General features: G+C 71.6%; 24 protein-coding genes and 1 pseudogene. 4 read left to right on the forward strand and 21 right to left on the reverse strand.

The genetic code is table 11. From position 1 onward, the window contains the following. Window positions 1-15: 15 nt before the first annotated feature. The 5 genes from G7Z13_RS11060 to lepA all read right to left on the reverse strand — a co-directional run bounded on the left by G7Z13_RS11060 (window position 16) and on the right by lepA (window position 8,277). Window positions 16-402: a hypothetical protein gene (locus G7Z13_RS11060; protein ID WP_165998285.1), complete on the reverse strand. Its 387-nt coding sequence runs from the start codon at window positions 400-402 to the stop codon at window positions 16-18. Window positions 403-542: 140 nt separating this feature from the next. After that, a complete protein-coding gene (gene hemW, locus G7Z13_RS11065; protein ID WP_165998287.1) occupies window positions 543-1,775 on the reverse strand; it encodes a radical SAM family heme chaperone HemW in 1,233 nt (410 codons plus the stop codon). 95 nt (window positions 1,776-1,870) lie between these two features. Then, window positions 1,871-3,892, reverse strand: a complete 2,022-nt coding sequence (locus G7Z13_RS11070) for an ATP-binding SpoIIE family protein phosphatase (protein ID WP_165998288.1) — start codon at window positions 3,890-3,892, stop codon at window positions 1,871-1,873. A gap of 254 nt (window positions 3,893-4,146) precedes the next feature. After that, window positions 4,147-6,021, reverse strand: a complete 1,875-nt coding sequence (locus G7Z13_RS11075; RefSeq protein ID WP_165998290.1) for an AMP-dependent synthetase/ligase — start codon at window positions 6,019-6,021, stop codon at window positions 4,147-4,149. Between the two features lie 387 nt (window positions 6,022-6,408). Next, window positions 6,409-8,277: a translation elongation factor 4 gene (lepA, locus tag G7Z13_RS11080; protein WP_165998292.1), complete on the reverse strand. Its 1,869-nt coding sequence runs from the start codon at window positions 8,275-8,277 to the stop codon at window positions 6,409-6,411. 240 nt (window positions 8,278-8,517) lie between these two features. Between lepA and rpsT the strand changes: the two genes are divergently transcribed. Then, window positions 8,518-8,784 carry a 30S ribosomal protein S20 gene (gene rpsT, locus G7Z13_RS11085; RefSeq protein WP_086168781.1) on the forward strand — a complete coding sequence of 89 codons (267 nt, stop codon included), beginning with the start codon at window positions 8,518-8,520 and terminating at the stop codon, window positions 8,782-8,784. A gap of 191 nt (window positions 8,785-8,975) precedes the next feature. Here the strand turns inward: rpsT and G7Z13_RS11090 are convergent, their stop codons facing one another. The 6 genes and pseudogenes from G7Z13_RS11090 to G7Z13_RS11115 all read right to left on the reverse strand — a co-directional run. Continuing rightward, window positions 8,976-9,371 carry a nuclear transport factor 2 family protein gene (locus G7Z13_RS11090; RefSeq protein ID WP_165998294.1) on the reverse strand — a complete coding sequence of 132 codons (396 nt, stop codon included), beginning with the start codon at window positions 9,369-9,371 and terminating at the stop codon, window positions 8,976-8,978. A gap of 65 nt (window positions 9,372-9,436) precedes the next feature. Further along, the gene (gene holA / locus G7Z13_RS11095) at window positions 9,437-10,426 is read right to left on the reverse strand and encodes a DNA polymerase III subunit delta (protein ID WP_206313049.1); all 990 of its coding nucleotides are present in this window, start codon (window positions 10,424-10,426) and stop codon (window positions 9,437-9,439) included. A 73-nt stretch (window positions 10,427-10,499) separates the two neighbouring features. Beyond that, complete coding sequence (locus G7Z13_RS11100) at window positions 10,500-10,745, reverse strand: hypothetical protein (protein ID WP_165998297.1); 246 nt, start codon at window positions 10,743-10,745, stop codon at window positions 10,500-10,502. Between the two features lie 135 nt (window positions 10,746-10,880). After that, window positions 10,881-11,711 (reverse strand): arylamine N-acetyltransferase, encoded by an 831-nt coding sequence (locus G7Z13_RS11105; RefSeq protein ID WP_165998299.1) that lies wholly within the window; start codon window positions 11,709-11,711, stop codon window positions 10,881-10,883. Window positions 11,712-11,762: 51 nt separating this feature from the next. Beyond that, window positions 11,763-11,990 (reverse strand): hypothetical protein, encoded by a 228-nt coding sequence (locus G7Z13_RS11110; RefSeq protein ID WP_165998300.1) that lies wholly within the window; start codon window positions 11,988-11,990, stop codon window positions 11,763-11,765. Between the two features lie 319 nt (window positions 11,991-12,309). After that, window positions 12,310-12,537: pseudogene (locus tag G7Z13_RS11115) on the reverse strand (ComEC/Rec2 family competence protein); the annotation flags it as partial. Window positions 12,538-12,830: 293 nt separating this feature from the next. Here G7Z13_RS11115 and G7Z13_RS11120 point away from each other — a divergent pair. Beyond that, window positions 12,831-13,082 carry a winged helix-turn-helix domain-containing protein gene (locus G7Z13_RS11120; RefSeq protein ID WP_240926177.1) on the forward strand — a complete coding sequence of 84 codons (252 nt, stop codon included), beginning with the start codon at window positions 12,831-12,833 and terminating at the stop codon, window positions 13,080-13,082. A gap of 80 nt (window positions 13,083-13,162) precedes the next feature. Here G7Z13_RS11120 and G7Z13_RS11125 read toward each other — a convergent pair whose 3' ends face one another. The 9 genes from G7Z13_RS11125 to G7Z13_RS11165 form a co-directional block, all read right to left on the reverse strand. Next, complete coding sequence (locus G7Z13_RS11125) at window positions 13,163-13,495, reverse strand: DUF6087 family protein (protein WP_165998302.1); 333 nt, start codon at window positions 13,493-13,495, stop codon at window positions 13,163-13,165. A gap of 70 nt (window positions 13,496-13,565) precedes the next feature. Next, a complete protein-coding gene (locus tag G7Z13_RS11130) occupies window positions 13,566-14,699 on the reverse strand; it encodes a protein-L-isoaspartate(D-aspartate) O-methyltransferase (protein ID WP_165998304.1) in 1,134 nt (377 codons plus the stop codon). After that, window positions 14,699-15,661 (reverse strand): ATP-grasp ribosomal peptide maturase, encoded by a 963-nt coding sequence (gene tgmB / locus G7Z13_RS11135; protein WP_165998305.1) that lies wholly within the window; start codon window positions 15,659-15,661, stop codon window positions 14,699-14,701. Before tgmB ends, G7Z13_RS11130 begins: the two co-directional genes overlap by 1 nt. Then, window positions 15,661-15,957: a putative ATP-grasp-modified RiPP gene (gene tgmA / locus G7Z13_RS11140; protein WP_165998307.1), complete on the reverse strand. Its 297-nt coding sequence runs from the start codon at window positions 15,955-15,957 to the stop codon at window positions 15,661-15,663. The genes tgmB and tgmA overlap by 1 nt, the downstream gene beginning before the upstream one ends. Window positions 15,958-16,132: 175 nt before the next feature. Beyond that, entirely contained in the window at window positions 16,133-16,492 is a 360-nt protein-coding gene (locus G7Z13_RS11145; protein WP_165998309.1) for a DUF6415 family natural product biosynthesis protein, read from the reverse strand. Then, on the reverse strand, window positions 16,489-16,683 hold the full coding sequence (locus G7Z13_RS11150; protein WP_165998311.1) for a hypothetical protein: 195 nt from the start codon (window positions 16,681-16,683) through the stop codon (window positions 16,489-16,491). The genes G7Z13_RS11145 and G7Z13_RS11150 overlap by 4 nt, the downstream gene beginning before the upstream one ends. Continuing rightward, window positions 16,680-16,901, reverse strand: a complete 222-nt coding sequence (locus G7Z13_RS11155) for a hypothetical protein (RefSeq protein ID WP_240926562.1) — start codon at window positions 16,899-16,901, stop codon at window positions 16,680-16,682. Before G7Z13_RS11155 ends, G7Z13_RS11150 begins: the two co-directional genes overlap by 4 nt. A gap of 380 nt (window positions 16,902-17,281) precedes the next feature. After that, the gene (locus G7Z13_RS11160; RefSeq protein WP_165998315.1) at window positions 17,282-17,890 is read right to left on the reverse strand and encodes a hypothetical protein; all 609 of its coding nucleotides are present in this window, start codon (window positions 17,888-17,890) and stop codon (window positions 17,282-17,284) included. 119 nt (window positions 17,891-18,009) lie between these two features. Next, a complete protein-coding gene (locus tag G7Z13_RS11165) occupies window positions 18,010-19,254 on the reverse strand; it encodes a helix-turn-helix domain-containing protein (RefSeq protein WP_165998317.1) in 1,245 nt (414 codons plus the stop codon). A gap of 527 nt (window positions 19,255-19,781) precedes the next feature. On the opposite strand from G7Z13_RS11165, the gene G7Z13_RS11170 reads away from it, so the two are divergent. Further along, entirely contained in the window at window positions 19,782-20,132 is a 351-nt protein-coding gene (locus G7Z13_RS11170; protein WP_165998319.1) for a DUF6233 domain-containing protein, read from the forward strand. A 47-nt stretch (window positions 20,133-20,179) separates the two neighbouring features. Then, window positions 20,180-20,365, forward strand: coding sequence for a hypothetical protein (locus G7Z13_RS11175; protein ID WP_165998321.1), 186 nt, complete (start codon window positions 20,180-20,182; stop codon window positions 20,363-20,365). A gap of 8 nt (window positions 20,366-20,373) precedes the next feature. On the opposite strand, the gene G7Z13_RS11180 is transcribed toward G7Z13_RS11175, so the two are convergent. Further along, entirely contained in the window at window positions 20,374-21,390 is a 1,017-nt protein-coding gene (locus G7Z13_RS11180) for an ATP-dependent DNA ligase (protein ID WP_165998323.1), read from the reverse strand. Window positions 21,391-21,439: the final 49 nt, after the last annotated feature.

Here is a 21,439-nt window from a genome sequence, read left to right on the forward strand (position 1 = left end):
CGACGCCATGGTCGCCTACGCGCTCGCGTCCTCGCCCGCGCCGGTCGCGGCGGCGGGATCCTGGCCGTCGTCCACCTGCGCGCACACGGCGACCAGACGCCGCACCTGCTCCTCGTCGGCGCCGCTGATCTCGATCTCGGTCTGCCCGACGCGCAGCGTGGCCCGGCCCGGGCCCGGACGCGTCTGTCTCCACGCCATCACGGCCACCGCCAGCGACGCGGCCGACCAGGCGTTGTCCAGAAGCACCTCGATGACGTCCAGGGCGGAGCCCATCTCACCCGGCGCCGCGTCCGTGCCGGACAGGCTGATGCCGGCGGAGCGCAGCTCCTCGTCCGCCCTCAGCCACCGGTACAGGGAGCGAAGCTCCGCCGACTCCGCATCGACCCGCACCTCGACTCGCATGTGGCCCCCCTGGCAACCGCTGGTGGCCCACATCGTGGCATCCGGAGGCGTCCCCCGACCAGCGTTCGCAGACATCTGACGGGCACGTGCGCCGCTCCCGGACCGATGGTCGGATGGTCGGGTGGTCCGGGGATACCGCCTCAGTCCACCAGATCCCTGACCACCGCGTCCGCCAGCAACCGCCCCCGCAGGGTCAGTACCGCGTGCCCCCGCTCGTACGGTTCCGCCTGGAGCAGTCCCTGGGACAGCGCTCGGCGGGATGCCTTCAGGCCCTCCTCGTGGAGGAGGCTCAGCGGGGCGCCCTCGCGCAGGCGCAGTTCCAGGAGGATGCGCTCGACCCGGCGGTCCTCCTCGGAGAGCAGTTCCCGGCCGGCGCCCGGGGAGCGCCCCTGCGCGAGTGCCGCCGCGTACGCGCCGGGGTGCTTCACGTTCCACCAGCGCACGCCGCCGACGTGCGAGTGGGCGCCGGGGCCCGCACCCCACCAGTCCGCGCCGCGCCAGTACAGCTCGTTGTGCAGGCAGCGGCCCGCCTCGGAGGTGGCCCAGTTGGAGACCTCGTACCAGTCGAAGCCCGCGGCCGTGAGCCGCTCCTCGGCGATCAGGTAGCGGTCGGCGTGGACGTCGTCGTCGGTCATCGGGATCTCGCCGCGGCGGATCCGCCGGGCCAGCTGGGTGCCCTCCTCGACGATCAGGGCGTACGCCGAGATGTGGTCCGGGCCGGCGCCGAGGGCGGCGTCCAGGGAGGCGCGCCAGTCGTCGTCGGACTCGCCGGGGGTGCCGTAGATCAGGTCGAGGTTGACGTGCGCGAAGCCGGCCGCGCGGGCCTCGGCTACGCATGCCTCGGGGCGCCCGGGGGTGTGCGTGCGGTCCAGCACCTTCAGCACGTGCTGCCGCGCGCTCTGCATGCCGAAGGAGATCCGGTTGAAGCCGCCCTCCCGCAGCTCGGCGAGGTAGGCGGGGTCCACGGACTCCGGGTTCGCCTCCGTCGTCACCTCCGCGTCGGCCGCGAGCCCGAACTCGTCGCGGATCGCCCCCAGCATCCGTACGAGATCGGCGGCGGCCAGCAGGGTGGGCGTACCGCCGCCGACGAAGACGGTGCGGACCTCGCGCGGGTCGTCGCCGAGGACCTTGCGGGCGAGCCGGATCTCCTCGACGAGCGTGTCGGCGTAGTTGTCGCGGGAGGCGAGGACGCCGCCGGTGCCGCGCAGCTCGGTGGCGGTGTAGGTGTTGAAGTCGCAGTAGCCGCAGCGGGTCGCGCAGTAGGGGACGTGCAGGTAGAACCCGAGGGGGCGGCCGGCGGCCCCGGCGAGCGCGGACGCGGGCAGCGCGCCGTCGGCGGGGACGGGCTCGCCGTCGGGGAGTGCGGAAGGCATGTCCTCCATTGTCCCGCACCGCCGGCCCGTCCTGACCCGTCCGGTCCCGGCCCGTCCGGTCCCGGCCTGTCTGCCAGGTCTCCTCCTGTCCCGGCCTACGACGGTCGCTCCGCCTGGAGGACGAGCAGCGCGAGATCGTCCTCGGGCGGGGTGCCGCCGAAGTCGTGCACCTGCTGCCGGATCCGTTCGGCGATCAGCTCCGCGCTCAGCCCCGCGCAGCCGGCCAGCGCCGCCGCCAGCCCGTCGCCGTCGTCGAACTGGCGGGTGCCGCAGCGGCGCTCGGTGACGCCGTCGGTCACGCAGAGCAGGGTGTCGCCGGGGCGCAGCTCGAAGGTCTCGCCGGTGTACGTCTCGTCCTCGACGACGCCGAGCAGGGTCTGCGGGCGGGCGACGGTGCGGACTGCGCCGTCGGGGCCGAGGAGGAGGGGCAGCGGGTGTCCGGCGGCGGCGAGGGTGCAGCGGACGCCGCCGTCGAAGGGGACCAGCTCGCCGTAGAGGAGGGACAGGAAGCGGGTCTGCGGGCCGTCGCCGGGGGCGACCGGGCCGGCCAGGGCGCGGGCGGCGGCGTCCGCGGCCTCGGTGGCGTCGTCGAGGAGGAGCTGGTTGAGGCGGTCGAGGACGTCGGCGACGCGGTAGCCCTCGCGGGCGAGCAGCCGCAGCCAGGGGCGGGCCAGTCCGATGACGACGGCCGCCTCGGGGCCCTTGCCCTGGACGTCTCCCACGGCGAAGCACCAGCGGCCGTCGCCCGCGGGGAACAGGTCGTAGAAGTCGCCGCTGGGTCCGCCCTTGTCGCAGGGCTCGTGGACGAGGGCGCTGCGCATGCCGGGGATCTCGGCGACCGCGCCGGGCAGCAGTCCGCGCTGGAGCACGGCGCTGATGGTGACCTGCCGGGCGTACTGCCGGGCCGCCCCGATGGCCAGCGCCACCCTGCGGCTGAGGTCCTCGACCAGCCCGGTGACCTCACCGGGCAGCGCGTCGGTCCCGGCCCGTCCGACGACGAGCGAGCCGAGGGGACGCCCGCCGGCGACGAGCCGGAAGGCGAGGGCCGTGCCTCCCTGCCCTTCGGCGCTCGCTGTGCCTCCGCCACCGTAGGTGGTGCCCTCGGAGGGGGCGGTGCCCTCGGTGGCGGGGGCGGTCGGGCCTGTGGCGGGCCGCGGTGGGCCCGGCCGGGCGGGCGGGTCCAGCGCCTCGGCCGGCCAGGGATAGGGCATCGGGCCGCCGGCGTCGGGTTCGTCGTTCACCGGGGGCGGTTCCTTCTCCAGGGCCAGGCGCAGGTTCTCCATGTGGTCCTCGCTGGCGTGCCAGACGCGGGCCAGGCGGGGGCCGGGGACGCCGGTGCCGGCGTCGGTGCGGCGGCCGCGGCCCATGGACTCGTCCTCCAGCCAGATCGCGCACCAGTCGGCGAGCCGGGGCACGAGCAGCTGGCCGGTGAGCGCGGCGACCAGGTCCTCGTCGAGCTGCCCGGCGAGCAGGTCGGACGCCTCGGCGAGGAAGGAGAGCGCACCGCGTCCGAGCCACTCGCGGTCGCGTTCGGCGCGTACGGGGGCGAGGAGCCCCGCGGTCGCGAGGGAGTCTCCGGTGCCGGAAACGGAGCCGGAACCCGACCCGGGACCGGAGTCGTCCGGGTTCGGGTGGTCCTCGCCGGTCAGGCGCGCCCACACCGTCTTGGCGCCCCGGCGGTAGGTGACGCCCCAGGATTCGCAGAGGGCGGCGACGAGGCGCAGGCCGCGGCCGTACTCGGGGGTGCCGTGGCCGGGGTCGGCGGCGCCGTCGCGCGGGGCGCGGGAGGGGTGGCGGTCGGAGATCTCGACGACGAGCGCGCCGGTGTCCGGCTCCAGCCGGCAGACGAGGTCCACGTCGGTGCCGGCGTGCACGACGGCGTTGGTGACCAGCTCGCTGACGACCACGGCCGCGTCCTCGCCGGCCCGGTCGGCGCCGGGCAGTCCGAGGTCGGCCCACTCGCGTAACGCGGTGCGCAGCAGCCGGCGGGCGGCGCCCGGCGCGTGGGGGCCGCCGGCCAGGGTCGCGCGGGCCTCCCACCGTTCGGGCGGGTGCGCGAGGACGGCGTCGGTCTCCGAGGGCCTCGAAGACTCCCGCTGTGTCGGTATGGCCCCCATCTCCAGCTCCCCGGGCAGTCGGTCGATGCTGCCGACAGGGTGACAGACCGAGCCCGCCCGAACGCGTGGAGTTATCGAAGTGGTCCGTCATGAGTGAGAAGCGTGCGCCGCACCTGGTCGAATCCGGACTGTTGACGGCCGGATCCGAGCGTCTGACCTATGCCCCTGGCCCAGTCTGTTCCGGACGGGACCGGACCGGGCCGGGCCGGGGGGGCGAGGCCGGAGCGAGCCTGGCGGCATCGGCGCCTCGGGGGCTACGCCTCGCGGGTGCCCTCGTACATCTCCTCGATCAGGTGCTTGTACTCCCGCTCCACGACCGGCCGCTTGAGCTTGAGGCTCGGGGTGATCTCGCCGTGCTCGACGTCGAGGTCGCGCGGCAGCAGCCGGAACTTCTTGATGGTCTGCCAGCGCTGAAGGCCCTCGTTGAGCTGCTTGACGTAGCCGTCGACCATCGCGACCGTCTGCGGCGCGGCGACGATCTCGGCGTACGACTTGCCCTCCAGGCCGTTCTCCTTCGCCCAGCCGAGGAGCGCCGTCTCGTCGAGGGCGATCAGCGCGGTGCAGAAGTTGCGGTCGGCGCCGTGGACGAGGATGTTGGAGACGTAGGGGCAGATCGCCTTGAAGGAGCCCTCGATCTCGGTCGGCGCGACGTACTTGCCGCCGGAGGTCTTGAACAGGTCCTTCTTGCGGTCGGTGATCCGCAGGTAGCCGTCTGCGGACAGCTCGCCGATGTCGCCGGTGTGGAACCAGCCGTCCGGCTCCAGCACCTCGGCGGTCTTCTCGGGCAGCCCGTGGTAGCCCTCCATGATGCCGGGGCCGCGCAGCAGGATCTCGCCGTCCTCGGCGATGCGCACCTCGGTGCCGGGCAGCGGCTTGCCGACCGTGCCGGTGCGGTAGGCCTCGCCCGGGTTGACGAAGGAGGCGGCGGAGGACTCGGTGAGGCCGTAGCCCTCCAGGATGTGGATGCCGGCGCCGGAGAAGAAGTAGCCGATCTCGGGGGCGAGGGCGACGGAGCCGGAGACGCAGGCGCGCAGCCGGCCGCCGAACGCCTCGCGCAGCTTGGAGTAGACGAGCGCGTCGGCGACCTTGTGCTTGGCCGACAGCCCGAAGGGGGCGCTGGCGGTGCCCGTGCGGCGGAAGTTGTCCTGGGTGACCTTGGCGTACTCGCGGGCGACCTCGGCGGCCCACTGGAAGATCCTGTACTTGGCGGCCCCGCCCGCCCGCGCCTTGGCGGCGACGCCGTTGTAGACCTTCTCGAAGATGCGCGGGACGGCCGCCATGTATGTCGGCTGGACGACCGGCAGGTTCTCGATGATCTTGTCGACGCGGCCGTCGACGGCGGTGACGTGGCCGACCTCGATCTGCCCGGAGGTGAGCACCTTGCCGAAGACGTGCGCGAGCGGCAGCCACAGGTACTGCACGTCGTCGGGGCCGACCAGGCCGGTCGCGGCGATCGCCTTCGCCATGTACGACCAGTTGTCGTGCGGCAGCCGCACGCCCTTGGGGCGGCCGGTGGTGCCGGAGGTGTAGATGAGGGTGGCCAGCTGGTCCTTGGTGATCGCGCCGACCCGCTGCTCGATCAGCTCGGGGTCCTTCTCCAGCCGGGCGGTGCCGCGGGCCTGGAGTTCGTCGAGGGTGAGCACCCAGTCGCCGGTCTCGACGCCGGCGGGGTCGATGACCACGACATGGGTCAGCTCGGGCAGCTCGGCGCGCTTCTCGCGCGCCTTGGCGAGCTGCTCGGCGTTCTCCGCGATCAGCACCCGGCTGCCGGAGTCGGCGAGGATGAAGGCCGACTCGTCGGCGTTGGTCTGCGGATAGATCGTGGTGGTGGCGGCGCCCGCGCACATGATGCCGAGGTCGGCGAGGATCCACTCGATGCGGGTGGCGGAGGCCAGGGCGACCCGCTGCTCCGGCTGGACGCCCAGCTCGATCAGCCCGGCCGCGATGGCGTGCACCCGCTCGGCGGCCTGCGCCCAGCTCAGCGACTTCCAGTCGTCGGGCCCCTGCCCGGAGGCCGGCGGCACCGGGTAGCGGTAGGCCTCCGCGTCCGGGGTGGCGGCCACGCGCTCCAGGAAGAGGCCCGCGACGGACGGCGGACGGTTCTCGATCAGGGTCTGTGTGTCGGTCACGACATCCTCCGGGGCCCGCGACGGTGCGGCTGGCTCAGTGGGGCTGACTCAGTGGGGCTGGCTCTATGGGGTGGCTCTGTGGGGGCTGGCTCTGGGTGGCTCTGCGGGGGGTGGCTGTGTGGGACTGGCTCAGTGGGCTGTTCTGGGTGTCCGTACGGCTATATCGGTGGGGCTTTTCCCTCACGGCGCGTTGTTTAACTCGCGAGTAACCACGAGCAGGGACAGGGTAGAGCCCGACCGGCCGCTGCGTAAGAGCCCGAGGCCTGTCACTTTCACCTGAGCTTTCCCCGCCGGGACACCCCGCTCATACGGCGGGGCCCGCCGCACTTTCGTACGACGGGCCCCTGAGCGTCCGGTTTGCCGGTGAACCGGCACGGTTACTCGCGGTTACTTCTTGCCCTTGGCGGATGCCGCACCGTCATCGCTGGAGAGCACCGCGATGAAGGCCTCCTGCGGAACCTCCACGGAACCCACCATCTTCATCCGCTTCTTGCCCTCCTTCTGCTTCTCCAGCAGCTTCCGCTTACGGGAGATGTCACCGCCGTAGCACTTGGCGAGGACGTCCTTGCGGATGGCGCGGATCGTCTCGCGGGCGATCACCCGGGAGCCGATGGCGGCCTGCACCGGCACCTCGAAGTTCTGCCGCGGGATCAGCTCCTTGAGCTTGGCGACGAGCCGCACGCCGTACGCGTACGCCTGGTCCTTGTGCGTGATCGCCGAGAAGGCGTCCACCTTGTCGCCGTGCAGCAGGATGTCGACCTTGACCAGGGAGCTGGACTGCTCGCCCGTGGGCTCGTAGTCGAGGGAGGCGTAGCCGCGGGTCTTTGACTTCAGCTGGTCGAAGAAGTCGAAGACGATCTCCGCGAGGGGGAGCGTGTAGCGGATCTCGACGCGGTCCTCGGAGAGGTAGTCCATGCCGAGCAGGGTGCCGCGGCGGGTCTGGCACAGCTCCATGATCGCGCCGATGAACTCGGTCGGGGCGAGGATCGTCGCCCGCACGACCGGCTCGTACACCTCGGCGATCTTCCCCTCGGGGAACTCGCTGGGGTTGGTGACGACGACCTCGGTGCCGTCCTCCATGATCACGCGGTAGACCACGTTGGGCGCGGTGGCGATCAGGTCCAGGCCGAACTCGCGCTCCAGGCGCTCGCGGATCACGTCCAGGTGGAGCAGGCCGAGGAAGCCGACGCGGAAGCCGAAGCCGAGGGCCGCGGAGGTCTCCGGCTCGTAGACGAGCGCGGCGTCGTTGAGCTGGAGCTTGTCCAGCGCCTCGCGCAGCTCGGGGTAGTCGGAGCCGTCCAGCGGATAAAGACCCGAGAAGACCATCGGCTTCGGGTCCTTGTAGCCGCCGAGCGCCTCCGTGGCGCCCTTGTGCTGGCTGGTGACGGTGTCACCGACCTTGGACTGGCGGACGTCCTTCACACCGGTGATCAGATAGCCCACCTCGCCGACGCCCAGGCCGTCGGCGGGCAGCATCTCGGGCGAGTTGGTGCCGATCTCCAGCAGCTCGTGGGTGGCGCCGGTCGACATCATCCGGATGCGCTCGCGCTTGTTGAGCTGGCCGTCGATGACCCGGACGTACGTCACGACGCCGCGGTAGGAGTCGTAGACCGAGTCGAAGATCATCGCGCGGGCGGGGGCGTCCTTGACGCCGACCGGCGGCGGGATCTCGGCGACGACCTTGTCCAGCAGCGCCTCGACACCCAGACCGGTCTTCGCGGAAACCTTCAGCACGTCGCCCGGCTCGCAGCCGACCAGGTTGGCCAGCTCCTCGGCGAACTTCTCGGGCTGCGCGGCCGGCAGGTCGATCTTGTTCAGGACGGGGATGATCGTGAGGTCGTTCTCCATCGCCAGGTAGAGGTTGGCGAGGGTCTGCGCCTCGATGCCCTGGGCGGCGTCGACGAGGAGGATGGTCCCCTCGCAGGCGGCGAGCGACCGCGAGACCTCGTAGGTGAAGTCGACGTGCCCCGGCGTGTCGATCATGTTGAGGATGTGCGTGTTGTTCTTGTCGTGGGTCGGGGCCCACGGCAGACGCACCGCCTGGGACTTGATCGTGATGCCGCGCTCGCGCTCGATGTCCATGCGGTCGAGGTACTGGGCGCGCATCTGCCGCTGCTCGACGACGCCGGTCAGCTGGAGCATCCGGTCGGCGAGCGTGGACTTGCCGTGGTCGATGTGCGCGATGATGCAGAAATTGCGGATCAGAGCCGGGTCGGTACGGCTCGGCTCGGGCACATTGTTAGGGGTCGCGGGCACGCAGGGTCCTGTCTCTTGAGGCGCCTTATGCCTCGGGTCGGATCGTTACGTAGCCTCCATGGTCCCACGGGTGCGGCGCGGCGACCGGTTTGGGCCACTGGAAGGGCCGCTGGTAGTGTAGGGAGCTGTGTCTCATGCCCTCTCAGCGCGAGGCACGACCCCAAGAAATCACCTGGCACGGGACGCGGGATCCACTCCGGATCCCTCTCGCCCCGTGCCTGAACCTGAAAAGGCTCATTCGTGGCGAACATCAAGTCCCAGATCAAGCGGATCAAGACCAACGAGAAGGCCCGGCTGCGCAACAAGGCCGTCAAGTCCTCCCTGAAGACCGCGATCCGCAAGGCCCGTGAGGCCGCTGCCGCGGGTGACGTCGAGAAGGCCACCGAGTACCAGCGCGCCGCCGCGCGTCAGCTCGACAAGGCCGTCTCGAAGGGCGTCATCCACAAGAACCAGGCCGCCAACAAGAAGTCGGCCCTGGCTGCCAAGGTCGCGTCCCTCAAGGGCTGAACCCCTTATCTGGTCTGATCGCCGGGCGGACCCAGGGCGGGCCCTCTCTCATCCGCTCCCGACCGGCACCCCGAGTCCGTTCGCGGCCTGCGTTCGCCACGCGGGAACGGCCTCAGCAGCTTGATCCGAAGGCCCCGCCGCCTCGTCCTTCCCCAGGGCGGGCGGCGGGGCCTTCGGCTGTTCCGTGACGGTCAGGACCAGAAGTCGTTGCTCGCGTCCATGTCCTGCACGCACTCGTCGATGTCGCTGATCTTGTCACCGACGATACGGAAGACGAGGGCACCGAAGTCCTCGATGTGCTTGCCGTCGCGGTCCGCCGTGAACAGGGCCATGCCGACCGCGTGTCCCCGGCCGTCCACGGCGACGCCGCGCAGCTCGACCCGCATGTTCCCGCCGGTCGTCTCGCCCATCCGGCGATACATGTCGATGATCGCGTCCTGGCCCTTGAAGTCACCGGACATCGGGTGGGTGCCGGGCACGTGGTGGGTACAGTCCGCGGTCATCAGTCCGCGCAGGGTGTCCATGTCCCCGCGCGTGAACGCTTCGAAGCCCTTGCGTACGAGTTGGGCGTGCGGGTGTTCAGCCATGGCGATCGCCACCTCTCCGTCGTCGGCGATGTACGGCTGATACGGCCGATTGTCCTCCTCCCCCGCTACGCCCGCCCTCTGGAGCGCGCGGCCCGCGCGATCGTCACGACCGCCTTCTCCAGGGCGTACTCCGGGTCGTCGCCGCCGCCCTTCACGCCGGCGTCGGCCTCCGCGACGGCCCGCAGCGCGACCGCCACCCCGTCCGGGGTCCAGCCCCGCATCTGCTGGCGGACCCGGTCGATCTTCCACGGCGGCATGCCCAGTTCACGCGCGAGGTCGGCGGGCCGGCCGCCGCGCGCGGAGGACAGCTTGCCGATCGCGCGGACGCCCTGGGCGAGCGCGCTGGTGATCAGCACGGGGGCGACCCCGGTCGCCAGCGACCAGCGCAGCGCCTCCAGCGCCTCGGCCGTCCGGCCCTCGACCGCCCGGTCGGCGACGGTGAAGCTCGACGCCTCGGCGCGGCCGGTGTAGTACCGCCCGACGACGGCCTCGTCGATGGTGCCCTCGACATCGGCGACCAGCTGCGACACGGCGGACGCCAGCTCGCGCAGGTCGCTGCCGATGGCGTCGACGAGCGCCTGGCAGGCCTCCGGGGTGGCGGAGCGCCCGGTGGCCCGGAACTCCTGCCGGACGAACGCCAGCCGGTCCGCCGGCTTCGTCATCTTCGGGCAGGCCACCTCCCGCGCGCCCGCCTTGCGCGCGGCGTCCAGCAGGCCCTTGCCCTTGGCGCCGCCCGCGTGCAGCAGCACCAGCGTGATCTCCTCGGCCGGCGCGCCGAGGTACGCCTTGACGTCCTTGACCGTGTCCGCGGACAGGTCCTGCGCGTTGCGTACGACCACGACCTTGCGCTCCGCGAAGAGCGACGGGCTGGTCAGCTCGGCGAGGGTGCCGGGCTGCAGCTGATCCGGGGTCAGGTCACGTACGTCCGTGTCGGCGTCGGCGGCCCTGGCGGCGGCCACCACCTCCCGCACGGCACGGTCGAGCAGCAGGTCCTCCTGACCCACGGCGAGCGTCACCGGGGCGAGGGGGTCGTCATTCGCGGATTTCCTGGCCATCGGGACAAGCATGGCACGCCCCACTGACAACGGCGGACCGGCGGCAAAGGCCGGCCGGCCCGCGGCTCACGTCCTACGGCTCCTCACGCCACCCCTCCCACTGCCCGGCGAACTCGTCCAGCTCGCGGGGGTCCAGCCGCTCGTCCTCGTCGGCCACGACGACCAGCCACTGGGCGTCCTCGGCGTCGTCCTCCCCGGCCAGCGCGTCCCGCACCAGCTGCGGCTCCTCGTCGAGCCCGAACCGCTCCCCCAGCGCCTCGGCCGCCTCCTCCGCGGCGTCACGGTCGGGCAGTACCAGCACATGTCTCACATCACTCACGGCAACATTCTCCGCCACGGTCCGGGGCAGTCCGCCGTCGCCCGGCACCCGCCCGCGGCTGGGGGCTCGGGCGGCTCGGGCGTGCGGAGGGCACGTACTTCCAGCCAGGGTGGCGCGCCCTCCTCCACGGTCGCCTCACGCGGCCCCGGCCACCCTCGGCACGCTCTCCAGCTCGATGCCGAACCGCTCCCGGTACACCGCCAGTACCGCCTCGTCCTCCCCCTCGCCGTACTCGCGCTCCTCCCGCGCGCCGTCCGCCGCCGTCACCTTCAGCGTGCGTCCGCTGAGCGTGATCCGGCCGCCGTCCTCCGTGACCCGCGTGCACACCAGCTTCCGCGTGAAGGGGGACTCCGGCGAGGTGCTGTGCCACCAGGCCCCGGTCACGAAGTCGGCGAGCAGCCGCGGCCGGGTCTCCAGCCGGTACTGCCGCTCGCCGTCCTTCAGCAGCTCCAGGTCGCCCGTCTCCCCCGCGCCGCCCCCGGCCCCCGCCGCGTCCGGCCCGGCCTCCGCGATACGGAAGGAGCCTGCGGGATCGTCCTGTTCCCGACGGTCCTGCCACGCCAGCGGGAAGTGGCTGTGCGCCCCGAACCCGACGTCGGCCAGCCAGTCCCCCGCGTCCGCCGTTCGCACCCGCAGCGCGAGATGGTCGTACGGGATGCCCAGCCGCCCCCGCGCCCCGTGGACCCGAGCCGCCAGCAGCGTCACCCCGAAGCCCAGCGCGTCCAGCAAGGCGCCGAACAGCCCGTTGAGTTCGTAGCAGAACCCGCCCCGCCGCGCGCCCACCACCTTGTCCAGCAGACGCTTCTCGTCGAGCGCGATCTCCTCACCGAGGTGGATCGACAGGTTCTCGAAGGGCACGGTCCGCAGATGGCACAGATGCAGCTCCCGCAGGACATCGAGGGTGGGCCTGACCGGGCGGGCGGCGCCCAGCCGGCGGAGATACGCGTCAACCTCAGCCGAGTTCATGCCCTCAGTGTGTCGCGCCCTCGACGCCGGCTGCCTCGACCACAGCCCGCGTCAGCCGCACGCGCCCTTGGTGACGGGCTTCGTGGCATCGACGTTTGCTTCGCTGAGCGAGGTGATCACCTGGTTCACGGTGCCGGCGGGCGCATCGGCCGCGTCCTTCGCCATCTGGCCGGACAGGATGCTGGTGCCCGGGAACCACCGGGTGAGCACGCAGACTCCGCGGTCGTGCGAGGGCAGCGGCGCGTCCGCGCCACCGCACTGGTTGAGTGCGCTGCCCACGGGGAGGCCGGCGAGGTTGCCGTCGGCGGTGCCGGTGCCGTGGGTGGTCGCTCCCCGCGCGTGGGCGCCGGTGTGGTGGTTGACGCAGGAGGTGCCGAAAGCGGGCGGGACGAGGTGTCAGATGCCGCCGGCGGAGGCCGAGGCGGGGCGGTCAGGGCCGTGGCCGTGACGGTCCGGGCCGTGGCGGTAGCGGTCCGGGCCGTGGCGGTGGCGGTGGTCCGTCGGTTGATCATGCCCGGTCCAACGACCTGCGGCGGCCGCGTGTCACGGCGCGGCTGACCGGCTGGCCCACCGTCCGGCTGGCCGGCTGGCCGTGCCCTCAGTCCCGCGCCACCCGTATCTCGCCGCCCGCACCGATCACCGCGACCGTCCCGTGCCGGTCTGTGCGCAGCACCGCCGCGCCGGTCGCCCGCAGCGCGGCCAGGGTGCTGGGTGCGGGGTGCCCGTAGGGGTTGTCCGCGCCCGCGGAGACGAGCGCCAGGCGCGGCGCGGTGCGGCGCAGCAACTCCGGGTCCTGGTAGGCGGATCCGTGGCAATGCCTTAGTCGCTGTGCACATTGTGCATGGGCAGGTGGACTCGCGTGTGCTCATTGGGAAGTTGTCGGGTTGAGCGGCCCGAGCCGGAGGCTGCGAACGGAAGAGCCCACTCCGGCGGAGGCTTGCGGACCTCCGCCGGAGTGGGCGTCTGGGGGCGACTCGGCTCAGCGGTCGCCGTGAACCACACCCGGCAGCGTATGGATCTCGCCGGTGTGGCTTGGCTTCACATTACATGGAGCGTGCTATGGCGTACTAGGCATGCCCTATCTCGCCTGATGCACCGCAGCACGCCTAGCTTGTCTCGGTGATCGACTTCGCCCCCGACGTGCCGCGCTGGCGCCAGGTGTACGAGGTGATCCGTCAGCGCATCGCCGACGGCACCTACCCGCCGCGCACCCGTGTCCCCTCGGTCGTCCAGTTGCAGCAGGAGTTCGGGATCGCCGGGGCTACCGGACAGAAGGTCCACCGGCAGCTCCGGGAAGACGGGCTGATCTACACCGAGCCCGGCCTCGGCAGCTTCGTCGCCCAGCCTCCAGGCGAGGCGCGCGACAGCTGATCCGTCGAGGTGGGAAGCCCCTGCCATCCGGCCCCGAAGTGGAGCGGGCGGGCAGGGACTGGTCTCGCAGCACCCATGGCTCAGGGCCGTGACGTGTCCGGTCGGCGGAACACCTCGGTCGGCCGCCATGGCTCCGGTGCCGGAGGAAGCTTGCTGAACGCGGGCAGAGGGACCCGGCCGGCCCGAGCTGACGCGTCCTCGCCGGCCTCCTGTGCAGCGGTCGGGAAATCCTCCGCGACGCCGACCGGCACCCACTGGCACCCGTCCCATTCCTGGATGCCACGCGGCGCGGCCGGGTCGACGTGAGCCCCTTGCTCGGCCTGGTCGCCGAGCGGGGCGAGCCTGCGCTCTCCAGGGACAGGGCGGCGGCGCTCGCGGCGCTCCGCCCACTGCTCCAGGGGCTCGTCGTCCATGCGGTGCTCCCTCCTCTTGAAGTCGTCCAGTCTGCCGCGTCGGCGGGGTGGCGGGAACCGGCAGCCGCCGCTACAGCGTTGCCGTCCACCCGCCGCGAGACAGAGTGGTCGTGCCGTCGGGGCTGATGGTGACCTGGGCCCCGTATACGGGGAGTTCCCCGTGGTGCAGCCACCACCATCGGATGTCGTCGAGTTCGTCGTACAGGCGCCGCGGGCCGGACTGGTGCACGGTGGCGGTCTGCTCGCCCGGCTTGGTGGACGCTCGCGCCCACGACCCATCCGCGTGCAGCATCCACGTGCTGCGGCTGCCGTCGTCGCCGGTGCCGGTGCGGTGCTCGATGCCGGGGACCTTGAGGGACAGCATCGACCACACCTCCCAGGCCCGCATGACGTCGAGCACGGGGAAGGGCGACCGGGTAACCTCCTCGCCTTCCTGGTCGACGGCCTGGGCGAACACCTCGCTTAGGGCGGGCGGGTAGTCGTCGCCGGATCGGGTGGCCATGAACGAGCCGCGCTCCCACTCGACTCGCCCCCTCGCGCCGCCATCTTCGGTCTTGTCCGCAGTGATGATCAGCCCGGTCCCCGAGATGGTGGTGACCAGGCGTCCGCCAGGGGTAAGCGCGGCCAGCCAGTGCGCGGGGATCCGGGGCACGGACACCATGGACACGATCCGGTCGAAGTCGCCGGGCAGTTCTCTGTCGGCGTCGGCGGTGACAACGGTCGGGTGCCAGCCGATCCGGTCCAGGCGTACGGCTGCGGCCTCGGTCAGATACGGGTCGACATCCAGCGTCGTCACCATGTCATCGCCGAGTCGGTGACAGGCCAGGGCCGCGCTGTAGCCCGAGCCGGTGGCCACATCCAGCAGCCGCACCCCGGGGGTGACACGGCCCAGCCGCAGCATCGTCACGACCAGGCTCGGCAGCGTGGACGAGGATGTGGGGTGTCCCGTGACGACCTGGCCCGGCTCCGCCTGGTCGGCATGAGCGGGCCCGATCCGTGTGACCAGGGTGGAATCCGAGTAGGCCGCCTCCGCCCATGCCACTTCGTCGGACGGCCCGTCAACGACCGTCCAACCGCGCTCGCCGGGAGCGAACCAGCGCTCGACAAGCTCATGCCGGGGCGTGGCGGCGATCGGCGCCCACCAGTCCGACTCCGGATACGAGACCTGGGCCGCGAGGCGTTCCGCGTACCGCTCCCAGTCCATCAGCTGACTCCTTGCAACTCGTCGGCGATCGCCTCAACGATCGGCAGGCCGGTCGCGCCTTGAATCCAGTCCCACTGACCGCACGGGTTGACCTCGAGGAAAGTCCACCCCTCTGGGCCAACGATGAAGTCTGCCGCGCCGTAGCGGAGCTGTAGCCGGTTCATGAGGCGCCGCATACCGGCGGCGACTCCCGCCGGCACGGTCGTAGTGGTGTACGTCAGGGCGCCGTAGTCGCTGCGCCAGTCCTCGTGCGAGGCATCGCTGCCGGCGTGGATGGCCGCGGCGAACATCCGATCGCCGACCACGGTCAGGCGCACCTCGTATTCCTTGGCTATCCACTCCTGGAAGAGGTGGGCGGTGGTGCTGATGCCTCGCAGGTCGGCCAGGTCGGACGAGGTGAGGAGGCGCGTGTACACCGTCTTGAGCTGGCCCTCCTCGATCAGCACGGGCGAGGCGATCGGCTTGCAGACGATGTCGGCTCGGAGTTCGGCGGCGAAGGCCAGAACGTCTTCGGGGCGGTTGGTGATGAGGGTGGCCGGAATACGCAGCCCGCACGCGCGCGCGGCAGCGAGCTGCACCGGCTTGTACTCGGCGCGCGCCATCGTGGTCGGGTGGTTCACCCAGCGGCAGTCGAGCGCGGACAGGACACCGCCGAGGCCGGCGCGGGCCTGGGCGGCGGCGAACCTCTCCTCCGGGCCGGACATCCCCTGGGGGAAGCGGAACGCCCCGGGGGCGCGGTAGTAGACCGCGCCGACCCGGGACAGCTCCACCGTCCGGTGCTCGGTGGTGAGGACGCCCGTCCACGCCTGCCTCTGGTCGATCCGTCCGGCCAGGGCGAGCCGCTGCGGGAAGTCGGCGGTGTCCATGCGGAACACCTCGACCCCGCGGCGGTCCAGTTCGACGACGACCCGGTCTGTGGGCCAGTCGTCGGCAGCGGCAACGATCAGGACGGGCGCGGTCATCAGTCCTTCGGCCCCTCGTCCAGCGGCGGCGGGTTCGTCGTCGAGCCGTCCGGCACGGTCGGCGTGTGCGTGTTCGCCATGCACGTCAGCAGGCCGCCGTCGTAGGAGACGTTGACCTGGCGGCCGTAGTCGTAGGCGTGCGCCGGGATGCGGGCGGCGCCGGTGGAGTCGGGGATGCGGGCGAAGCGCAGCGCCCACGGCCTGGTCTGCGGGGCCGACGGGGGCTCCACGCTGTGCGGGGTGCGGCCTCCGGGCGGGGTGAGGGGGAACGCTGCGCGATCCAGTTCAGTCGTCATGGTCTCTCCAGTTGGTTGCGGGTGGTAGCGCGGAAGGGCCTGCCTCGGCGCTCGGTCTGTCCCGGTGTGCGGGGAGGCGGGCGGGGTGGAACCCGCCCCGCCGGAGGCTTGCGGTCCCCCGACGGGACGGGCGTCTGTGGGTGCGACCCTGACCCTGCGGTCGCCATGGGGCCCCTTACGCCGGGGCAGGCGACCGCAGGCTCTCGTAGCGGTCACAGAGGAAGTCGAGGGCGTAGGCCAGCTCCACGGCGTGCGCAGCCAACCCGCCCGGTCCCGGGTCTACGGTGGCGCTGAGTTTCTTGCGCGCTGACCAGACGGCAACCAGTCCACCGTCGCGGAGCGGGTAGTACTGGGGCAGCTTGCGGGCGGCTTGGTCGACCATGGGGATGATCAGCTCGATGTGGCCGCGCAGCGCGCTGGTCAGCAGGTCCAGGTCCTCGCCGGTCGGCGGCTGTGCGCCGGGACCGATCATGCGGCGGACCGTGTCGCGCATGGTCGCAAGGTCCGCCGGGGGGATGCCGTCCGCCACGTTCATCGCAGCCCACCCGCCTTCCGGTGGCAGGAGCACCCGCACCGCCGTACCAGCAGGACGCGGCTGGAGTGAGGCAGCGGAATGTCCTTGGTCCGGCGGCAGTCGCGGTGCATGTACCCGTAGTCCTGACGCTGTGCCAGCGTGCACTCCGCCGACAGGCCGTCGGCCGTGTCGGTCGCAAGGGTCGTGGTCACGGCAGCTCACCCCGCGATCGGGCGTTCGCCACCGACACGCCCGCGCTGAGTGCCTCGCCGATCGTGACCGGCCTCAGCATGTCCCGTTCCGCGTCCCACTCGGTGCCGCCACCGACCGGGCGCAGCTGCACGTACGGGCCGACGAAGCCCATCACCTTGCCGATCTTCTTCAGGCCGGTGTCCTCGACCAGGTCGCCGGGGATGGGGTTGTAGGTCACCACCACCGCTCACCCCCCGAAGGGCCCGCCTGGGCGGTCGCGTAGATATCCGCCCCCAGGCGCGCCACGTAGGGCCGGACGAGGACGTCCGTCGGCTCCCACGATGCTTCCGCGGGCGGGGTGTACCGCTTCCGGCGGTGACTGCGAGCGGTGACGAGCCGCGCGCCGCAGACATCCGGCGACGGCGGGGAGGGGATCGGCCGCACCGCGCGGGGGGTGGAGGTGCGGCGGTGCCGCCCCGTGACCCGCGGTCGGAACACGACCGCCCTTACCCATTCGAGTGCCTGTGATAGGAATTCCACTGTCGACGCTCCTTCGCAGCGTTGGCCATGCCCCGGGGCCGTTCGCCCGGCCGCCGGGGTCTATCGATGTCTTGCAGGTCAGCTCCGCTGCACAGCCATGGAGTCCGCTGCCTGCGGCGCGACGACCCGTAGCGCCTCGTCCAGGTGAGAGCGGAGATCCTGACCGTGCAGCAGAGGCAGCGGCTGGTGAGCCTGTTCGTGCCACGGCGGGGTGTCCCAGCGGACCCCGTGGCTCGGCGGCAGGGCCACCCATCCGGTCGGTCCCGACCGCACTTGAACCGCGGAGTCCGTCATGCCACCCACCGCGTACCGACCCGTGGACGGCAGGACGAGCAGCATCGCCCGGTCGCCCTCCATCAGGCACGGCACCGGCGCCACACGATCGAGAGAAATCATCGCCGCCATGCCGTACTCCCTAGGCAGCGCGATCGCGTCGAACGAGACAGTGGGGGCGATCAAGGCAGCGCCGGGAGAAGCGGCGAGTTCGTCGCCGAGCTGCTCGGCCGTACACACGGTGACAGGGCCGGGCAACGGATGCGCGCCCGGTGCAGGGCACGACTCGGGCGTGCCGCAGGTACAGCCGCCACGCGGCCGGTACCGGTACCCGACGGCGACGGGCCAGCGGAGGATGCCGGTGTACGCGGCTGCGCAGGATGCGGGATCTCGGGTATCGATCGGACCGTACATCACGCCCCTCGCGGTGATCGCCTGTTGACGGTCAGTGAGGTATCCACGATGGACCCGAGAAAAGGGCACGACCCTCAGAAATTCTGAGGGTCGTTATGAGGAGCCGTCAGCAGGCGCCCCTAGGAGACGAGTTCCATGCTCCTGATGAGCGACGACAGAGCAGCAGCCTGGGAAGGCACGCCCTTCTGCGCGAGGTTCTGCACCAGGGCGCGGGCCATCGGGTCCGCGTGCACGTAGTACGGGGCCTTGCTGGCCGCCGCCTTCAGCGTCACCACCGCCGCGGGGAGGCGGCCCATCTTCTCGTAAGCGCGGGCCCGGTCGATCTCGTAGTGCGTCTGCCGCTCCTTGCTGGGCACCGCCTTAATGTCGGCGTTCTTCACCTTATGAAGCCCGGTGTCCGGCTGCTGCACCTCGACACCGACCTCCGCCGCGTGAACTGCGACAGTGCCGCGCCCGAACACGGTCTGCTGCTCCAGGTCATGCCACGTGGGGCCCAGGCGATCGGCGTCCTCCAGCGCAGCGTCGATGCGCGCCCAGGCGTCATCCGCCCGAGAGCCGCGGGCTGCCGCCACAGCGGCCCGCAGGTGCAGAGCACCGCGCAGGGAGAGCACCCGGTTCTCAGGATCACGCGTGGTCGCCAGCGGCTCCAGGTCACGCAGGGCGGCATCGGCGACCGCCATCGCTTCCGGCAGCGACGCCTGGTGCAGGAGCGCCCCGCACCGGTCCCACGCCACGGCCGCCTTGACGATCGGGTCGTCCAGCACCGTCGCCGCGCCGGCAGCCACTTCGGCAGCCACCCAAGCCAGGTCCGGGTATCCCAACTGGTTCAGGCACATACGGGCCGTGCGGGCAGCGTCCACCAGCAGTCTGAGCGCCTCTTCGCGCGCCTGGCCTTCATGGGTCAGCAGCGCCGTGTTGAGATCCTCGATCAGCCCTGGGAGGACGGTAGCCACCTTCGGCAAGTTCGCAGCCTGGCGTGCCTCGTTCGCCTTGGCGGTCCGGGTGGTGAGGTCATCGGAGGCCACGGGTGTTCCCTGAGCGGGCAGGCCTGGATGCCCGGACAGGATGAGGCCGGCGCGGCGCAGGCCCGTACGCAGGGCGGGGATGTGAGCGTGCGCGAGGGAGCCGCCGTCGCGCTGGAGCCGGTAGGGCTGGCCAAGCAGCCACACCACATCCACGTCGGTGACATCGGCGATCGCAGTGATGAGGGAGTAGCGGTCCAGCGGCAGCTTTCCCGTCTCGACTTGCTGCACCCAGTGCTCGGTGCGGTCGAGGAAGCCGGCCATCTCGTTCTGGGTCAGCCCGGCCGCGTTGCGTGCGATCCGCACGCGCGTACCGATGTGGTTGTCCGTGCCGTCGGGCATACTGAAACTCCGTTCTGACTCGACACCAGAACGGTACCCCCGGAGCCGGTCTCCGGGATGCGCTCAATGGCCCCCGCTCTCACAGCGGGGGCCATTGCCGTATCGTGCGCGCGCTATGCGAGCCGGATACCCCGTGGACGACCTCGCTCACGGATGATCGCGCCCTTCCTCCTGGTCAACTGCTCATCAGGACAGAATGCGGGGTTGGGGGGTGGGGACACGGCAAGATACCTCCAGTCCCGAGCTGGGTGCCGGGGCCTGTACGACCCACCCCCCATGGCCGCGAGTCCCTCACGATCTCCGTCCGGCCCGTCACTTGGCACCGTATCCCGAACCACTGGCCACACGGCCGGTCCGCAGTCGAACAGCCCAGCCGAGGTGCCAGCCCCACCACCCGACGGCCCTGAGAACGCTCAGGGGCCAGCTACCGCGCTCAGTCACAGGCGAGGTAGTCCACCCGCCACCTTGCGACGACCAGATTAGATCGTGCGTTCGATTTTGTTCGCAAGTCGACGTAATCTTGGGCCGTGAGTGAAGAGCCGTCCCGTCTGGAGTTGCTGCGCTTCGCCCGGCGCGTGTTCGTACAGCAGGCGACGGCGGGCCTGGCGCAGATCGACCGCTGGATAGCCGCCGAAGAACGCCGGGAGGCCGAGCGGCACCTCGGGGAAGCGCGTCAGCCGCCTCCCCCGGATTGGCTACTCCAGCACGGCCTGAACCGGGACAACGTGGACGCCGTCCACACCGGGAACTGCTGGGCCGCAGCGAAGAGCGGGCGGTGCACCCCGGTGAGCCGGGAACAAGCGCTCGACGCCCTCCGCCAGCAGATCCCCCCGTGCACCTTCTGCCGGCCGGACACAGCCCTCGGGTTCCTGGACTAGCACCCTGTGAGCTGCCCGGGCACAGGGCGGGACGTACATTCGAGCACATGGACGGCAGACCGCAGCGCATCGATCCCTCGACAGACCGGACCGCTGCCGCGCGCCTGCTCGGCTGCCACCCCGACGAGGTGGGCTACTGCCCACGCTGCTCGGGGCTCACCCGCCGGTACGGGCGCAGCGCCGAGATCCTGTGCCCCGCCTGCCAGTGGGACGCCGCCCACCCGCCGAGCTGATCCGTGCCTCACCCAGCCGCCGGCACCGCGCCCTCCCCGAAGGCGGCCACGTCGCTGGGCTCCATGTCCACACGGAGCCGTACGAACCGCACCGGGTGCCGCCAGGCCCCTCGGTCCTGAGCGGTGTCCACGTCGATCTCCGCGACCAGGCTCGGCTGGACCAGGACCACGTCCAGCGGTGCCCGCGACCCCCACGACGTGGTGAACCGCACCCCCTCCCACCGGTGCCCGGGAGAGGCTGGCACCAGCCGCTCGGCCAGCTGCCCGGCCGCGTCCGGCCGCAGAGGCGTACTCCGTCCGACCGGCCGCAGGGAGCCTGTCTCGTCGAAGCGCCCCAGCACGAGCGTCTGCGGTCGCGCCAGGGTCCCGGTGATCGCACCGATCACCGCCTCGGTGGTGTCGCGGCGGCGGACCTTGAAGAGCGCGCGGGCGCCCGGCAGGTACCGCTGCTCCGTGCCTCGGATCATCAGGCCTTCGACCCCGGGGACCTGCGTCCAGGACGTCAGCCACTCCTGCGCCGTCGCCGGATCGCTCGTCTCCGGGCACAGCGTCCACGGAGGCATCAGCTCGTAGTCGGTGAAGAGCTGCTCCAGTCGGGCGCGGCGCTCCCCGTACGGCACGTGCAGCAGCTCCTGGCCGCCGGTCTGGAGGAGGTCGAAGACGATGAGGTGCGCCGGCAGCTCGGCGGCGAGGCGGGCCGCGGTCCGGCCGCCAGAGACTGCGCGCCGCTGGAGCGCCTCGAACGACATGCGGTCCTCGACCCACACGACCAGCTCGCCGTCGAGGACCAGGCCGTCGGGCAGCTGGTCGGCCGCGCGCACCAGCTCGGGGAAGCGGTCCTGTATGAAGCTGCCCCGACGGGACTGCAAGAGCACCGGGGCGAGCGGCGGCGACGGGGTGAAGAGCAAAGCCCGGTAGCCGTCGAACTTGGGCTGGAACCGCAGCTCACCCGGCAGCGCGCCGCGCGGCGGCACACTGTCGCGCGCCTGCGCCAGCATCGGTTCCACCGGCGGCTGGAGCACCATACGTCCGGTCTACGGCCCGGCCGCCGACTCCGCGACTCGGATCTCCCCA

Source organism: Streptomyces sp. JB150 (assembly GCF_011193355.1).
Classification (GTDB): Bacteria; Actinomycetota; Actinomycetes; order Streptomycetales; family Streptomycetaceae; genus Streptomyces.

Coding starts and splice junctions, on each gene's coding strand:
- G7Z13_RS11060 (WP_165998285.1), bottom strand. CDS start 402: ATGCGAGTCGAGGTGCGGGTCGATGCGGAGTCGGCGGAGCTTCGCTCC.
- hemW (WP_165998287.1), bottom strand. CDS start 1,775: ATGCCTTCCGCACTCCCCGACGGCGAGCCCGTCCCCGCCGACGGCGCG.
- G7Z13_RS11070 (WP_165998288.1), bottom strand. CDS start 3,892: ATGGGGGCCATACCGACACAGCGGGAGTCTTCGAGGCCCTCGGAGACC.
- G7Z13_RS11090 (WP_165998294.1), bottom strand. CDS start 9,371: ATGGCTGAACACCCGCACGCCCAACTCGTACGCAAGGGCTTCGAAGCG.
- holA (WP_206313049.1), bottom strand. CDS start 10,426: ATGGCCAGGAAATCCGCGAATGACGACCCCCTCGCCCCGGTGACGCTC.
- G7Z13_RS11105 (WP_165998299.1), bottom strand. CDS start 11,711: ATGAACTCGGCTGAGGTTGACGCGTATCTCCGCCGGCTGGGCGCCGCC.
- G7Z13_RS11125 (WP_165998302.1), bottom strand. CDS start 13,495: ATGGACGACGAGCCCCTGGAGCAGTGGGCGGAGCGCCGCGAGCGCCGC.
- G7Z13_RS11130 (WP_165998304.1), bottom strand. CDS start 14,699: ATGGACTGGGAGCGGTACGCGGAACGCCTCGCGGCCCAGGTCTCGTAT.
- tgmB (WP_165998305.1), bottom strand. CDS start 15,661: ATGACCGCGCCCGTCCTGATCGTTGCCGCTGCCGACGACTGGCCCACA.
- tgmA (WP_165998307.1), bottom strand. CDS start 15,957: ATGACGACTGAACTGGATCGCGCAGCGTTCCCCCTCACCCCGCCCGGA.
- G7Z13_RS11145 (WP_165998309.1), bottom strand. CDS start 16,492: ATGAACGTGGCGGACGGCATCCCCCCGGCGGACCTTGCGACCATGCGC.
- G7Z13_RS11160 (WP_165998315.1), bottom strand. CDS start 17,890: ATGTACGGTCCGATCGATACCCGAGATCCCGCATCCTGCGCAGCCGCG.
- G7Z13_RS11165 (WP_165998317.1), bottom strand. CDS start 19,254: ATGCCCGACGGCACGGACAACCACATCGGTACGCGCGTGCGGATCGCA.
- G7Z13_RS11175 (WP_165998321.1), top strand. CDS start 20,180: ATGGACGGCAGACCGCAGCGCATCGATCCCTCGACAGACCGGACCGCT.
- G7Z13_RS11180 (WP_165998323.1), bottom strand. CDS start 21,390: ATGGTGCTCCAGCCGCCGGTGGAACCGATGCTGGCGCAGGCGCGCGAC.